At 70.2% G+C, this 14,690-nt stretch carries 11 protein-coding genes; 10 read left to right on the top strand and 1 reads right to left on the bottom strand.

The window, feature by feature from the left end; genetic code table 11:
- The first annotated feature begins 151 nt into the window (after positions 1–151).
- The 7 genes from ACZ6BG_RS20325 to ACZ6BG_RS20295 all read left to right on the top strand — a co-directional run bounded on the left by ACZ6BG_RS20325 (position 152) and on the right by ACZ6BG_RS20295 (position 9,599).
- Positions 152–2,095 carry an ABC transporter transmembrane domain-containing protein gene (locus ACZ6BG_RS20325; protein ID WP_469003238.1) on the top strand — a complete coding sequence of 648 codons (1,944 nt, stop codon included), beginning with the start codon at positions 152–154 and terminating at the stop codon, positions 2,093–2,095.
- Complete coding sequence (locus tag ACZ6BG_RS20320; protein WP_469003236.1) at positions 2,092–3,873, top strand: ABC transporter ATP-binding protein; 1,782 nt, start codon at positions 2,092–2,094, stop codon at positions 3,871–3,873. Before ACZ6BG_RS20325 ends, ACZ6BG_RS20320 begins: the two co-directional genes overlap by 4 nt.
- Before the next feature lie 145 nt (positions 3,874–4,018).
- Positions 4,019–4,927, top strand: coding sequence for a LysR family transcriptional regulator (locus ACZ6BG_RS20315; RefSeq protein WP_469003233.1), 909 nt, complete (start codon positions 4,019–4,021; stop codon positions 4,925–4,927).
- A 72-nt stretch (positions 4,928–4,999) separates the two neighbouring features.
- Positions 5,000–6,085 (top strand): tartrate dehydrogenase, encoded by a 1,086-nt coding sequence (locus ACZ6BG_RS20310; RefSeq protein WP_469003231.1) that lies wholly within the window; start codon positions 5,000–5,002, stop codon positions 6,083–6,085.
- Positions 6,086–6,203: 118 nt separating this feature from the next.
- On the top strand, positions 6,204–7,589 hold the full coding sequence (dctA, locus tag ACZ6BG_RS20305; RefSeq protein WP_469003228.1) for a C4-dicarboxylate transporter DctA: 1,386 nt from the start codon (positions 6,204–6,206) through the stop codon (positions 7,587–7,589).
- A gap of 152 nt (positions 7,590–7,741) precedes the next feature.
- A complete protein-coding gene (locus ACZ6BG_RS20300; RefSeq protein ID WP_469003226.1) occupies positions 7,742–8,980 on the top strand; it encodes an MFS transporter in 1,239 nt (412 codons plus the stop codon).
- Between the two features lie 4 nt (positions 8,981–8,984).
- A complete protein-coding gene (locus ACZ6BG_RS20295) occupies positions 8,985–9,599 on the top strand; it encodes an FMN-binding negative transcriptional regulator (RefSeq protein ID WP_469003224.1) in 615 nt (204 codons plus the stop codon).
- Positions 9,600–9,721: 122 nt separating this feature from the next.
- On the opposite strand, the gene ACZ6BG_RS20290 is transcribed toward ACZ6BG_RS20295, so the two are convergent.
- Positions 9,722–10,516, bottom strand: coding sequence for a metal-dependent hydrolase (locus tag ACZ6BG_RS20290; protein WP_469003222.1), 795 nt, complete (start codon positions 10,514–10,516; stop codon positions 9,722–9,724).
- Between the two features lie 61 nt (positions 10,517–10,577).
- Here ACZ6BG_RS20290 and ACZ6BG_RS20285 point away from each other — a divergent pair, with 61 nt between their 5' ends.
- The 3 genes from ACZ6BG_RS20285 (at position 10,578) to ACZ6BG_RS20275 (ending at position 14,686) form a co-directional block, all read left to right on the top strand.
- Entirely contained in the window at positions 10,578–13,151 is a 2,574-nt protein-coding gene (locus ACZ6BG_RS20285) for a DEAD/DEAH box helicase (protein WP_469003220.1), read from the top strand.
- Positions 13,152–13,188: 37 nt separating this feature from the next.
- Positions 13,189–14,091: an acyl-CoA thioesterase gene (locus ACZ6BG_RS20280; RefSeq protein ID WP_469003218.1), complete on the top strand. Its 903-nt coding sequence runs from the start codon at positions 13,189–13,191 to the stop codon at positions 14,089–14,091.
- Positions 14,092–14,158: 67 nt separating this feature from the next.
- Positions 14,159–14,686 (top strand): tetratricopeptide repeat protein, encoded by a 528-nt coding sequence (locus tag ACZ6BG_RS20275; protein WP_469004111.1) that lies wholly within the window; start codon positions 14,159–14,161, stop codon positions 14,684–14,686.
- Positions 14,687–14,690: the final 4 nt, after the last annotated feature.

Here is a 14,690-nt window from a genome sequence, read left to right as displayed (position 1 = left end):
CGTCGCACCGGGCGCTCACGCCCCTCGCCACGGACGCGCGCCGCCCCGGCAGGATGGCCGACTCTTTGCCCAGCCACGGAAAATCGTTTGCTTCACACCACCGTACGAGGCGAACCTTTCACGGTTTGTTACCTCCGCGCGCTGGGACATCATGCACATTCGCGATCTTCCATATGCAGATCCAGGCGACCCCGACACTCGCTCCGGCCCTCGTTTCCTGCTCTGGCTCGGCCGCAACCAACTCGGCGGCCAGCTCAAGGCGCTCGGCTGGGGCCTGTTGCACTTCCTCGGCATCGCCGCGCTGCCCTACACCGTGGGGCTCGCGGTGCAGGCCGTCGTCGACCGCTCCGGCACCCGGCTCGCCCTCGCGGGCGGTGTGATCCTGCTCGCCGGGATCGCCGTCGCGGCCGGTGACACGATGTTGCACCGCACCGCCGTCACCAACTGGATCACGGCGGCCGCCCGCACCCAGCAGTTGCTCGCGCGCCGCACCGCGGTGCTCGGTGCCGCGCTCACCCGGCGCGTGGCCGCGGGTGAGGTCGTGGCCGTCTCCACCGGGGACGTCGAGAAGATCGGCTGGTTCGTGGAGGCGCTGTCGCGGTTCGCGGCGGCCGCCCTCACCGTGGTCGCGGTGTGCGTGGGCCTGCTCGTGTACCAACCCTCGCTAGGCGTCGTCGTCGCCGTCGGCATACCGGTCCTCGCGCTCGCCGTCCTGCCCCTGCTGCCCCGCGCGACGCGGCGCGCGGACGTCCAGCGGGAGAAGGCCGGGCACGCCACCGAGCTGGCGTCGGACACGGTCGCGGGCCTGCGGGTGCTGCGCGGCATCGGCGGCGAGGAACTGTTCCTGGAGCGCTACCGCCGTGCCTCGCAGCAGGTGCGGACGGCGGCGGTGCGCAGCGCGCGCATGTGGGCGGTGATCTCGGCGATCCAGGTCCTGCTGCCCGGACTGCTGCTGGTCGTGCTGCTCTGGCACGGCGTTCATCTCGCCCGCGAGGGCCGCATCACGGTGGGCGAACTGGTCACCGTGTACAGCGCGGTGATGCTGCTCAACTATCCGCTGCGGCACTTCGAGGAGATCGCGATGGCGTACTCCTTCTCGCGACCGTCGGCGAAGCGGGCGGCCCGGGTGCTCGCCCTCCAGCGGACGACGGAGGCGAAGGGTTCGCCTTCGGACGCCTCGGACTTCTCGGCGTCCGACATCTCGGCCTCCACGACCTCTCCCGGCGCAACCTCCTCGTCCGGTACGTCCGCGAAGGCCGCTTCTGGTTCCGCGAAGGTCACGCCCGACGACGCCGTGCCCTCCGGTGACCTGCACGACCCGGCCACCGGCCTCCTCGCCCCGGCCGGCCGCCTCACCGCCGTGGTCTGCGGCGACCCGGACGCGGCCGGGCGGCTCGCGGAGCGGCTCGGCGGGCACCCGGCGTTCGCGGAGGCGGCGGACCTGCCGTCCGTGCGGCTCGGCGACGTGCCGCTGGACGACCTGGCCCTGGACACCGCCCGCACCGCCGTCCTCGTCCAGGACAAGGACCCCGTACTGCTGTCCGGGACGCTCCGCACGCTCCTCGACGTACCGTCGTCCGGAGCCGTGAGCGCCAAGCAGGCCCTCACCGCCGCACAGTGCGACGACGTGCTCGACGCCCTCGTCCAGGGATCGGTCGCCGACGATCCGATGGACGCCCGTCTCACCGAGCGCGGCCGCTCCCTGTCCGGCGGCCAGCGCCAGCGCCTCGCACTCGCCCGGTCGCTGGTCACCGACCCGGAGGCCCTGGTCCTCGACGAGCCGACGTCCGCCGTCGACTCGCACACCGAGGCCCGGATCGCGGACGGCCTGCGCGACCTGCGCGCCGGCCGCACGACCGTCGTCCTCACCTCGTCGCCGCTGCTCCTGGACCGGGCCGACCGAGTCGTGTTCCTGCACGACGGCGAGGTCGCCGCGGTCGGCGAGCACCGCGAACTGATCGTCGGCGAGCCCCGCTACCGGGCCGTGGTGACCCGCGAGACGGACGACGAGGCGGCCGACAGCGACAGCGTGAGTGCCACCACCGGAACCGGAATCGACCTCCCCATCAGCATCGACGTCGAGGAGCCCGCATGATCGGCCTGGCGCCGCCGGAGTACGACCCGGCCGCCCCGACCACCGCGGAGACGCTGCCCGTCGGGGCGCCCGCCACCGTACGGGCCTATGTGCGCGAGCTGTTCCGGCGCCACCGGCGCGCCTTCCTGACGCTCATCGCCGTGAACACGATCGGCGTGACGTCCTCCATGGTGGGCCCGTACCTCCTCGGGGACCTCGTCGAGAGCGTCTCCGACAACGCCCGCGAGCTCCATCTGGAGCGCACCATCGGCCTGTTCGCCGTCGCCCTCCTTGTGCAGGCCTTCTTCGTGCACCAGGTGCGACTGCGCGGGGCGATGCTCGGCGAGCGGATGCTGGCGGACCTGCGGGAGGACTTCCTGGTCCGGTCGGTCGGCCTGCCGCCGGGCGTCCTGGAGCGCGCGGGCACCGGAGACCTGCTGTCCCGGATCACCACGGACATCGACCGGCTCGCCAACGCCATGCGCGAGGCCGTTCCGCAGCTCGCCATCGGCGTGGTCTGGGCGAGCCTCCTCATCGGCGGCCTCGCCGTCACCGCGCCCCCGCTCGCGCCCGCGCTGCTCCTGGCCGTGCCGCTGCTGGTCATCGGCTGCCGCTGGTACTTCAACCGGGCGCCGTCCGCGTACCGCTCGGAGGCCGCCGGGTACGCGGCCGTCGCCGCCGCGCTCGCCGAGACCGTCGACGCGGGCCGGACCGTGGAGGCGCACCGGCTCGGGGCGCGCCGCGTCGAGCAGTCGGAGCAGCGCATCAAGGAGTGGACCGCCTGGGAGCGCTACACCCTCTACCTGCGCTCCGTCCTCTTCCCGGTCATCAACGCCACCCACATCATCGTGCTCTGCTCGGTCCTCATGATCGGCGGCGTGTTCGTGCTCCAGGGCTGGATCGGCGTGGGTCAGCTCACGACGGGCGCGCTGATCGCGCAGATGCTGGTCGACCCGCTGAACATCATCCTGCGCTGGTACGACGAGATGCAGGTGGCGCACGTGTCGCTGGCCCGGCTCGTGGGCGTGCGCGACATCGAGCCGGACGCGGGCGACCCCTCCGTGCGGCCGGAGGGGCGCGCCGTCCGCGCGGACGACGTGTACTTCGGCTACCGCGCGGGCGTGGACGTGCTCCGTGAGGTCTCCCTCGCCGTAGAGCCCGGTTCGCGGGTGGCGCTCGTCGGTCCTTCCGGCGCGGGCAAGTCCACGCTGGGTCGACTGCTCGCCGGGATCTACGGGCCGCGGACCGGCCAGGTCACGCTGGGCGGCGCCGAACTGACGCGGATGCCCGCCGAGGACGTCCGCGCGCATGTGGCGCTCGTCAACCAGGAGCACCACGTCTTCGTGGGCTCGCTGCGGGACAACCTGCTGCTCGCGCGGACCGGCGCGAGCGACGCCGAGCTGTGGGCGGCGCTGGGCGCAGTCGACGCGGGCGACTGGGCGCGGGGCCTGGACGAGGGGCTCGACACGGAGGTCGGCTCCGGCGGTTCCGGGCTCACCCCCGCGCAGGCGCAGCAGATCGCGCTGGCCCGTCTGGTCCTGGCCGACCCGCACACGCTGGTCCTGGACGAGGCGACCTCGCTCCTGGACCCGCGCGCGGCCCGCCATCTGGAGCGCTCCTTGGCCCGCGTCCTCGACGGCCGCACGGTCGTGGCCATCGCCCACCGGCTGCACACCGCGCACGACGCGGACGTCATCGCCGTGGTCGAGAACGGCCGCATCAGCGAACTGGGCAGCCACGACGAGCTGGTGCGGGCGGACGGGGCGTATGCGGCGTTGTGGAGGTCCTGGCACGGGTGAGGTGGCCGTGAAGCGGCGGGTGACGTCGAACGGCAGGGGACGTCGAGCTTCGGGCGATGTCGGACTTCGGGCAACGTCGGACGGCACGGGGCGTCGCGCGCCGCGAGCGTGAAACTCCCGCCGAGCCGCAGGCAGGATGGCCGTCATGGACATCCGGCAGTTGGAGTACTTCCTCGCGATCGTCGACCAGGGAGGGTTCAACCGGGCGGCGAACGCCCTGTACGTCTCACAGCCCGCGCTCTCCCAGGCCGTGCAGGCGCTGGAGCGGGACCTGGGCGGCAGCCTGTTCCACCGGATCGGCCGCCGCGCGGTGCTCACCGAAGCCGGGACGGCGTTGATCGAACCGGCCCGCGCCGCCGTGCGCGGCCTGGAGACGGCCCGCGCCAGCGTCGCGGCCGTGCACGAGCTGCGCGCGGGCCGACTGGACATCGCCGCCATGCCCTCCCAGGCGGTCGAGCCGCTGACCACGATGGTCCGCGCGTTCAGCGACCCTTACCCCGGCGTGTCGGTGAGTGTGCGGGCCGCCTTCACCTCCCGCGACGTCGTCGACATGGTGCGCACCGGCGCCGCCGAGCTGGGCCTCCTCGCCACGTCGGGGCCGCTTCCCGACAAGGAAGTGGTGTCCCATGCCGCCGGGGAACAGCGCTTCGTCCTGGTCACGCCGCCCGACGGGCCGTTTCCTGCCGGTCGGGCGATCGCCTGCGAGGACCTGGCCGGGCAGCGGCTGATCGTCGGGCAGCCGGGCACGGGCATGCGCGCGTACGTCGACGGCCTGCGCGAACGCGGCATCGACATCACCGTCGCGGCGGAGACCGAGCACCGGGTGGCGATCCTCCCCCTGGTCCTCGCCGGGGTCGGGCTCGCCGTCGTCACCGAGTCCTGGCGCACCATGGCCGAGCGGGCCGGGGCGCTGGTCATGGACATCGAGCCGAAGACGACGCTGCGGATCGCCCTGGTGAGCCGCCGCACAGGGCTGTCCCCGGCTGCCCGCACCTTCGTCGCGTACGCACTGGAGGCCGTCAAAGAGCAGGGAAACCTGCACGTGGGCCGCTGATAACCCGGCCTTATATGCCAGATCGGCAGAGCGACTTGGACGGTCCACCGGCCTGATTGCTGCAATCGGCGCATGACCCGCCACCACCCCGTGACCCGCCACCACATCGCACTCGTCCCCGGCGACGGCATCGGCGCCGAAGTCCTGCCGCCCGCCCAGCAGGTGCTGGACGCCGTCGGCGCCCGCCACGGCATCGACTTCTCGTACGCCACGTACGACTGGTCCTGCGAGCGATACCTCCGCGAGGGCGCGATGATGCCCGCCGACGGCCTGGATCAGCTCCGCGACAAGGACGCGATCCTGCTCGGTGCCGTGGGCTACCCGGGCGTGCCCGACCATGTCTCCCTGTGGGGACTGCTCATCCCGATCCGGCGTGGCTTCCGCCAGTACGTCAATCTGCGGCCGATCCGCGTCTTCGAGGGGGTCGAGAGCCCTCTGCGTGCCGCCGCCTCCGGTGGCGTCGACGGTGGCGTGGAGTTCGTTGTCGTACGCGAGAACGTGGAGGGCGAGTACAGCGAGATCGGCGGCCGGCTGAACCGGGGGACCCCCGAGGAACTGGCCGTCCAGGAAGCGGTCTTCACGCGTGCCGGGGTGACCCGGGTCCTCGATTTCGCCTTCGACCTGGCCGCGCGGCGCGGCAGCACGCTGACCTCGGCCACCAAGTCCAACGGCATCGTGCACACCATGCCGTTCTGGGACGAACTCGTCGCCGAACGGGCCGCCGCGCACTCGGGGGTCTCCTGGGACCAGGAGCACATCGACGCGCTGGCGGCGAAGTTCGTCCTCGACCCGGCCCGCTTCGACGTGGTCGTCGCTTCGAACCTGTTCGGTGACATCCTCAGCGACCTCGCCGCCGCCGTCGCGGGATCCATCGGCATCGCCCCGGCCGCCAACCTCAACCCCGAGCGCGACTTCCCCTCGATGTTCGAGCCGGTCCACGGCTCCGCACCTGACATCGCGGGCCGGGGCATCGCCAACCCGCTCGGCGCGATCTGGTCGGCCGCCATGATGCTCGACCACCTCGGGCACCCCGAGGCGGCCAAGGACGTCACGGACGCGATCGCCGCGGTGCTGGCCAAGACGGATGTCCGCACGCCGGACCTCGGGGGCGGCGCGACGACCGCCGAGTTCACCGCCAAGCTCCTCGACCTGCTCTGACCGTCCGCACCGCTCGCACCGCACCGCTCGTACCGCGCCACCCCGCGCTCACCGCTCCGGCGTACCGGCCGCGTTCAGCTTCCACGTTGCTCGACGAGGAGAGACGAGGAGAACCACCATGGCAGCGCCCACGTCCCCCGGCCCCTCCCCCGCCCTTGATCGCCCGCCGCCCAAACCTTGGTACCGACAGCTCTACTTCTGGGTCCTGACCGCGATCGTCTTCGGCATCCTGACGGGCTGGCTCTGGCCGGAGGCCGGTGTGGGCCTGGAGCCGGTGGGCACCACGTTCGTGTCCGCCATCAAGATGCTCATCGCGCCGATCGTCTTCCTGACCATCGTCGGCGGGATCGGCGGTGTCGACAGCCTGCGCCGCGTCGGCAGGGTCGGGCTCAAGTCCCTGGCCTGCTTCCAGGTGGGCACGCTGGTGGCGCTGGCTCTCGGCTTGATCGCCGTGAACGTGTTCCGGCCCGGCGCGGGAGTCCACGCCGACCCCGGCGAACTGCGCCTCGCCGGGGACGCCGCCCAGTACGTCAAGGACGGCGAGGGCCAGAGCTGGTGGCACTTCCTGACCGACGTGGTGCCCTCCAGCGCCGTGGGCGCCTTCGCTGAGGGCAACATCCTGCAGGTCATCTTCTTCTCGGTGCTGTTCGGCATCGCGCTGAAGGCCGTGGGACCGACCGGAGCCCCGATCGTCGAGGGGATCAACCGGCTGAGCACCGTCGTGTTCAAGATCCTGCACTACGTCATGCTGGCGGCGCCCGTCGGCGCCTTCGGGGCGATGGCGTTCACCATCGGCAAGTACGGCATCTCCACCCTGACCAGCCTCGGCCGCCTCATCGGCCTGTTCTACGGCACCTCGCTCTTCTTCGTCGTCGTGGTCCTCGGCGGCGCCCTGGCACTCCTGCGGATCAGCATCTTCCGGCTGCTGCACTACCTGCGCGAGGAGTTCCTCATCGTCCTCGGCACATCCTCCTCCGAGAGCGTGCTGCCCCGTCTGATGACCAAGCTCACGGGCCTTGGCGTACGCCGTGACATCGTCGGCCTGACGGTCCCGACGGGCTACTCCTTCAACCTCGACGGCAGCTCCATCTACCTCTCCCTGGCGGCCGTCTACATCGCCCAGGCCACGGACACCCCGCTGTCCCTCGGGCAGCAACTCGGCCTGCTTGCCGTCATGATCCTCACCTCCAAGGGCTCGGGCGGCGTCACCGGCGCCGGGTTCATCGCCCTGGCCGCCACGCTCTCCAGCGTCGGCACCGTACCCGCGGCCGGCATCATGCTGATCTTCGGCATCGACAAGTTCATGTCCGAGTGCCGCGCCCTGACCAACCTCGCAGGCAACAGCGTCGCCACCCTCCTGGTGGCCCGCTGGGAAGGCGTGCTGGACACCGCCCGCGTCAACCGAGTCCTCCGCACCGGGACCCCCGAACCGCCGCCGGAGCCGGAGCCCTCCCCACCTTCAGGGCACGACACCGGATCCCCGCCGGCGCTGGTCAAGACATGACTCCAGGTACACGTCAGCGCGTTGTCGATGAAGGTGAAGGACACGGAGGCGGTCTCGTGAACGGCTGGCAACTGCGCACCAGTGACGGTGTGGACGACCGCTGCTAGCCTGCGCTCATGATCATGGGGGGATCGTCCGGCCGAATAGCTCACATGGCGGGGAGCAACAGGTCAGAGCGCGTACTGATCCTGGCCAGCTTCGTGAACCGCGTCGGCAACGGGCTCTTCAACACGGTGGCGGCGCTCTACTTCACGCTGATCGTGGATCTACCGGCGGTGCAGGTGGGTGCCGCCCTCACTGTCGCCGGCCTGATCGGCCTCCTCGCGGGGATACCCGGAGGCCACCTGGCCGATCGACGTGGGCCGCGCACGATCATGATGCTCGCTCTGATGGTCCAGGCCGTGGCCATGTCCGCTCTCGTGCTCGTCGAGAGCTGGGGCGCCCTCGCGGTCATCGCCACCGTTGACCAGCTTGCCGCGGCCGTCGGCGGCGCGGCCTGGGGTGCCCTGGTCGTCCGGGTCGGTACCGACCGCCCCGCGCTTTTCCGGGCGAAGCTCCGTACGTACGTCAATCTGGGCGTCGTCCTGGGAACGGTCGGTGCCGGATTCGCGGTGACAGTGAATACTCGTGCTGCCTACATCGTGCTGATCCTCGGCAACGCGGCCAGCTTCACCTTGTGCGCCCTCCTCCTCTTCCTGCTTCCCCGCTACAAGGCATTGGCATCACCGCCACGGGAACGTCGCTGGATCGCTCTCGCCGACCGCCCCTACGTCACCTTCACAGCGCTCCATGGGGCGATGGGTCTGCAATACACAGTGGTGTCCCTGATTCTTCCGATCTGGATCTCGGAGCACACAGACGCACCGCGCTGGACCGTGGCGGCGGTATCCGCGTTCAATTCCGCGGTCTGCGTCCTCTTGCAGACCAGAATCGGATCCCGAATCGAAACCCCTCGCGATGGCGGCAGAGCGTTCCGCACGGCAGGACTGCTCTTCCTCCTCAGCTGCCCGATGATGGCCCTGACCGCGTACGCCCCCGTGTGGGCCGCCGTCGGCCTAGCGGTCGCAGCGATCTTCGTCCACAGCCTCGGGGAGATATGGGAGTCCTCGGCTGGCTTCGCCCTTGGTTTCGGTCTGGCACCAGACCATGCCCAAGGCCAGTACCAAGGGCTTCTCGGGCTTGGCTTCAGCGCGGGCCAGGCGCTCGCCCCCGCCGTCCTCACCACGGTCGTGCTCGGACTGGGCACCGCCGGCTGGCTGCTCCTCGGTGCGTTCTTCGCCGCCGCGGGCGCCTTCGGCCCACCGCTCGAACGCTGGGGCACGCGAACCCGAACGCGACAGGGAGCCGCAGCCGCGGAACCCAACGCAGAACCAGAAGAGGTGCGTCCGTAACCCCATGCTGATACGACCTCATGATCGCGGCAGTCGCGAGGAGTCACTGGAATTCGTGCGAAGTCACGGATTCGGACAACTCATCGCCGCAGGACGCAACCGCGATTTCCCCGTCGCGGTACCCGCACAATTTTTACTGGCCAACAGCGAGACGGTATTGCTGCACCTGGCGTCAGGGAATCCCGTCTTCCCCGCAGTACTCGAAAATCCTGCCGCTCTGCTGAGCGTCGTCGGCGACTGGACCTACATTCCAGGCGCCTGGAAGGCGATCAACAACGAGAATCCCGCGCAGGGAATTCCAACGGTGTATTACGCGGCTGTGCAACTGCGATGCACGGCCGAGGTACTGGAGACCCCGGAGGACAAGCTCGATGTCCTGCGGAAGCAGATCCAGGAGCTGGAGCCGGAGAGCGGCATCGCAGATCCGTCCGTGCACGAGCATCGTCTCCGGGAGATCCGTGCGCTGCGGCTGACCATCAGAGAGGTCACCGGCAAGTTCAAATTCGGAGGCAACGTGGACGAGGCGCACCGCTCAGCGGTCGCCACACGCCTGTTGGCGCGCGACGGGCCACGGGATCCAGCCGCACGGGAACACCTCCTGCGCAGATCGGACAGCTGAGCAGCCACGCCATCCGCTTCGCGGGCGGTGCCACTGCCCGGGCAGTGGCACCGCCCGGGCACTCATGCGCACTGTGGCGCTCCTGCGTCCGCCGAGTAATCGGCTTCATCTGCGTCGGCGCCTCAGATGAAGTTGAGCGCGACCGCGCCGCCCACTCCCCCGAGCAGCATGAACACTGGCATCAGCACCTTCAGCTCGATCCAGCTCCCGGCGCGGAACCGCATCATCCGCGGCGGCCCGATCGGGTACCAGCGCTTGCGGCCGATCGGGATGGGCCACAGGATCGGGCAGCCGGAGACGGTCAGCGCGTCCCCGATGTCGTGCACCAGCGCACCGAGCACGACCGGCAGACCCAACCACAGATACTCCTGGCCCGGCGCCGTGAACAGCCAGTCCGAACCGTTGCCCGGCTTGTCCAGCACCCCCGCCATGATCCACGCGCTGGCCGCGGCGAGGAGCCACACCAGCACATCGCTGCTCGACCCGCGCGCGGCCCGCCACAGCAGGCCTTCGATGGCGAGCACCATGTGCACGAAGAGGAGCGCGAGCACCGCCCAGCGCCCGCCCGTCACCGCGAGCACCGACGAGCCCGCGCCGATCAGCACCGCCCAGACCCAGGTGTGCGTGAGCGTCCGGTGGCCCCCGGAGCGACGCGGGTCGCCCGGCTTCCGGGTCGACCGGTACACGGCGTAGGAGAGCTTGTCGACGATCTCGCACAGGCCGCGCGAGACCGGTCCGAAGGCACGCGAGATGGTCGCCGACTTGTGGTCGAGGTCGGGCGCGAGCGCGGCCCCGGCGCAGATCAGGGCTCCCACGACGAGGACCGGCCAGGGCATCGAGTGCCCCGCGGCCGCCGCGGCGGCGCCGACGCCCAGCCAGGCCGCCGCCCCCGACAGTGAGTGTGCCGGTCCCATCATCGCTGCTCCCCGCCCCATTCCTGTTGTTCTGACGCCCTGTTGGCGAGACAGCGTAGCGTTCGTGATCTTCGTACGGCCGTCCGGTTCCCTCATCGGGCGGGAAGGGAGGCAAGATGGGGGTGTGACCCTTATTGATCAGCTGCCGCCGGATGCCGACCCCGATGCCCTCTTCGAAGCCTTCTCGTCGTGGGCCGAGGACCAGGGGATCACTCTCTACCCGGCCCAGGAGGAGGCGCTGATCGAGGTGGTCTCCGGGGCAAATGTGATCTTGTCGACACCCACCGGCTCCGGCAAGAGCCTGGTCGCGGCCGGTGCGCACTTCACCGCGCTCGCCCAGGACAAGGTCACCTTCTACACCGCTCCGATCAAGGCGCTGGTGTCGGAGAAGTTCTTCGACCTGTGCAAGCTGTTCGGCACCGAGAACGTCGGCATGCTGACCGGCGACGCCTCCGTGAACGCCGACGCCCCGGTGATCTGCTGCACCGCCGAGGTCCTCGCCTCCATCGCGCTGCGCGACGGCAAGAACGCCGACATCGGCCAGGTCGTGATGGACGAGTTCCACTTCTACGCGGAACCGGATCGCGGCTGGGCCTGGCAGATCCCGCTGCTCGAACTGCCGCAGGCGCAGTTCATCCTGATGTCGGCGACGCTCGGCGACGTCTCGATGTTCGAGAAGGACCTCACCCGCCGCACCGGCCGCCCCACGTCGGTGGTCCGCTCCGCGACCCGCCCCGTCCCCCTCTCGTACGAGTACCGCCTCACCCCCATCACCGAGACGCTGACCGAACTGCTCGAGACCAAGCAGGCACCGGTCTACATCGTGCACTTCACTCAGGCGCAGGCCGTGGAGCGGGCGCAGTCGCTGATGAGCATCAACATGTGCACGCGGGCCGAGAAGGACCAGATCGCCGAGCTGATCGGCAACTTCCGCTTCACCACCAAGTTCGGCCGCAACCTCTCGCGCTATGTGCGGCACGGGATCGGCGTGCACCACGCGGGCATGCTGCCGAAGTACCGCCGTCTCGTGGAGAAGCTCGCCCAGGCGGGCCTCCTGAAGGTCATCTGCGGCACGGACACCCTCGGCGTCGGCGTGAACGTGCCGATCCGCACGGTGCTGTTCACGGCTCTCACCAAGTACGACGGCAGTCGCGTCCGGACTCTGCGCGCGCGGGAGTTCCACCAGATCGCCGGGCGCGCCGGGCGCGCGGGCTTCGACACGGCTGGCTTCGTCGTCGCGCAGGCCCCCGAGCACGTCATCGAGAACGAGAAGGCGCTCGCCAAGGCCGGCGACGACGCGAAGAAGCGCCGGAAGGTGGTGCGCAAGAAGGCTCCCGAGGGTTTCGTGGGCTGGACCGAAGGCACCTTCGAGAAGCTCATCGCCTCCGAGCCCGAGCCCCTCACCTCGCGTTTCCGCGTCACCCACACCATGCTGCTCTCGGTGATCGCTCGGCCCGGCAACGCCTTCGAGGCGATGCGCCACCTCCTTGAGGACAACCACGAGCCGCGCAAGCAGCAGCTGCGCCACATCCGCCGCGCGATCGCCATCTACCGCTCCTTGCTGGACGGCGGTGTCGTCGAGAAGCTCGACGAGCCGGACGCCACCGGCCGCATCGTGCGCCTGACAGTCGACCTCCAGCAGGACTTCGCGCTCAACCAGCCGCTGTCGACCTTCGCCCTCGCCGCGTTCGAACTCCTCGACCCCGAGTCGCCCTCCTACGCCCTCGACATGGTCTCCGTCGTGGAGTCCACCCTCGACGACCCCCGTCAGATCCTCGCCGCCCAGCAGAACAAGGCGCGCGGTGAGGCCGTCGCGCTGATGAAGGCCGACGGCGTCGAGTACGAGGACCGGATGGAGCGCCTTCAGGACATCACGTACCCGAAGCCACTGGAGGAGCTCCTCTTCCACGCCTACAACACGTACCGCACCAGCCACCCGTGGGTCGGCGACCACCCGCTGTCCCCGAAGTCCGTGATCCGGGACATGTACGAGCGGGCGCTTTCCTTCACCGAGTTCACCTCCTTCTACGAACTCGCCCGCACCGAGGGCATCGTCCTGCGCTACCTCGCGGGCGCGTACAAGGCCCTGGAGCACACCATCCCGGACGACCTGAAGTCCGAGGACCTGGAAGATCTGATCGCCTGGCTCGGCGAGATGGTCCGCCAGGTCGACTCCAGCCTCCTGGACGAGTGGGAGCAGCTGGCCAACCCCGAGGTGATGACGGCCGAGGAGGCCCAGGAGAAGGCCGACCAGGTCAAACCGGTCACGGCCAACGCCCGCGCCTTCCGCGTCCTGGTCCGCAACGCCCTGTTCCGCCGCGTCGAACTCGCCGCCCTCGACCACGTGGAGGAGCTGGGCGAGCTGGACGCCGAGTCCGGCTGGGACGCGGACACCTGGGGCGCGGCCATGGACAAGTACTGGGACGAGTACGAGGACCTCGGCACCGGCCCCGACGCGCGCGGACCCAAGCTGCTGCGCATCGAGGAGGATCCGGAACACGGTCTGTGGCGCGTCCGCCAGACGTTCGCCGACCCGAACGGCGACCATGACTGGGGCATCAGCGCGGAGGTCGACCTCGCGGCCTCCGACGAGGAGGGCCGTGCCGTCGTCCGCGTCACGGACGTCGGCCAGCTCTGAGCGCCCCCAGCCCCCGGACAGGAGTCGAAGAGCCGTCATGAACAATCCCGCCGACCGCCTGGTCGATCTGCTTGACCTGGAACAGATCGAGGTCAACATCTTCCGCGGCCGCAGCCCGCAGGAGTCCCTCCAGCGTGTCTTCGGCGGGCAGGTCGCAGGGCAGGCGCTGGTCGCGGCTGGCCGCACCACCGAGGGCGACCGGCCGGTGCACTCGCTGCACGCGTACTTCCTGCGTCCCGGCCGCCCGGGTGTGCCGATCGTGTACCAGGTGGAGCGGGTGCGCGACGGTCGCTCGTTCACCACACGCCGCGTCACGGCGATCCAGCAGGGTCGTACGATCTTCAATCTCACCGCCTCCTTCCATCAGCCCGAACAGGGCGCCTTCGAACACCAGCTGCCGCCCCGCGTCGAGGCGCCCGCCCCGGAGTCACTGCCGACGGTCGTCGAGGAGATCAAGGAGCATCTGGGCACGCTCCCGGAGCAGTTGGAGCGGATGGCCCGGCGGCAGCCCTTCGACATCCGCTACGTGGACCGGCTGCGGTGGACCGCCGAGGAGATCAAGGACGCCGAGCCGCGCAGCGCCGTGTGGATGCGCGCCGTCGGCCCGCTCGGCGACGATCCGCTGGTGCACACCTGCGCGCTCACCTACGCCAGCGACATGACCCTGCTCGACGCCGTCCGCATCCCGGTGGAGCCGCTGTGGGGCCCGCGCGGCTTCGACATGGCCTCGCTCGACCACGCCATGTGGTTCCACCGGCCCTTCCGCGCCGACGAGTGGTTCCTCTACGACCAGGAGTCCCCGATCGCGACCGGCGGCCGCGGTCTCGCCCGGGGCCGTATCTACGACACCGAGGGCCGGCTTCTCGTCTCGGTCGTCCAGGAGGGGCTCTTCCGTCCGCACACCCCCCGGCACATGGGCACGCCCACTCCGGACGCCTGAGCCACCGCATCCATCGCAAGGGACAACCGGCATGAACGACAGCCACAGACCGGACGAGAGCGAGACGATGAGCACCAGCACGAACGCCTGTCCGGAATCCGACGGCAGTCGCAACGAGGTACTCGCCAAGGCCGTACGGCTTCGCGAGACCGGCCACCGCGAGGAGGCGCGCGCTCTCCTGGTACCCCTCAGCGAGCGCTTCCCGGACGACCCCGAGGTGGCGTACCAGACCGCGTGGGTGCACGACACCCTCGGCCTCGAAGCCGAGGCCCTGCCGTACTACCTGCGCGCGATCCAGCGGCCCGGTCTGTCGGAGAGCGACCGCCGCGGCGCGCTCCTGGGTCTCGGCAGCACCTACCGGGTCCTCGGCCGGTACGAGGAGGCCGTCGCCGCGCTCAGCCACGCGTCCGAGGAGTTCCCCGACGACGGAGCCCTCAAGACGTTCCTGGCCATGGCGCTGTACAACACGGGCCACGCCCACGACGCGATGGGGATCCTGCTGCAGTTGCTCGCGGCGACGAGCCGGGATCAGGGCATCGCCCTGTACGGCCCCGCCATCGAGCACTACGCCAAGGATCTCGACGCGACGGTCTAGCCAG

The organism is Streptomyces sp. NPDC041205 (assembly GCF_055591765.1).
This window is presented reverse-complemented; position numbering and strand designations above follow the sequence as displayed.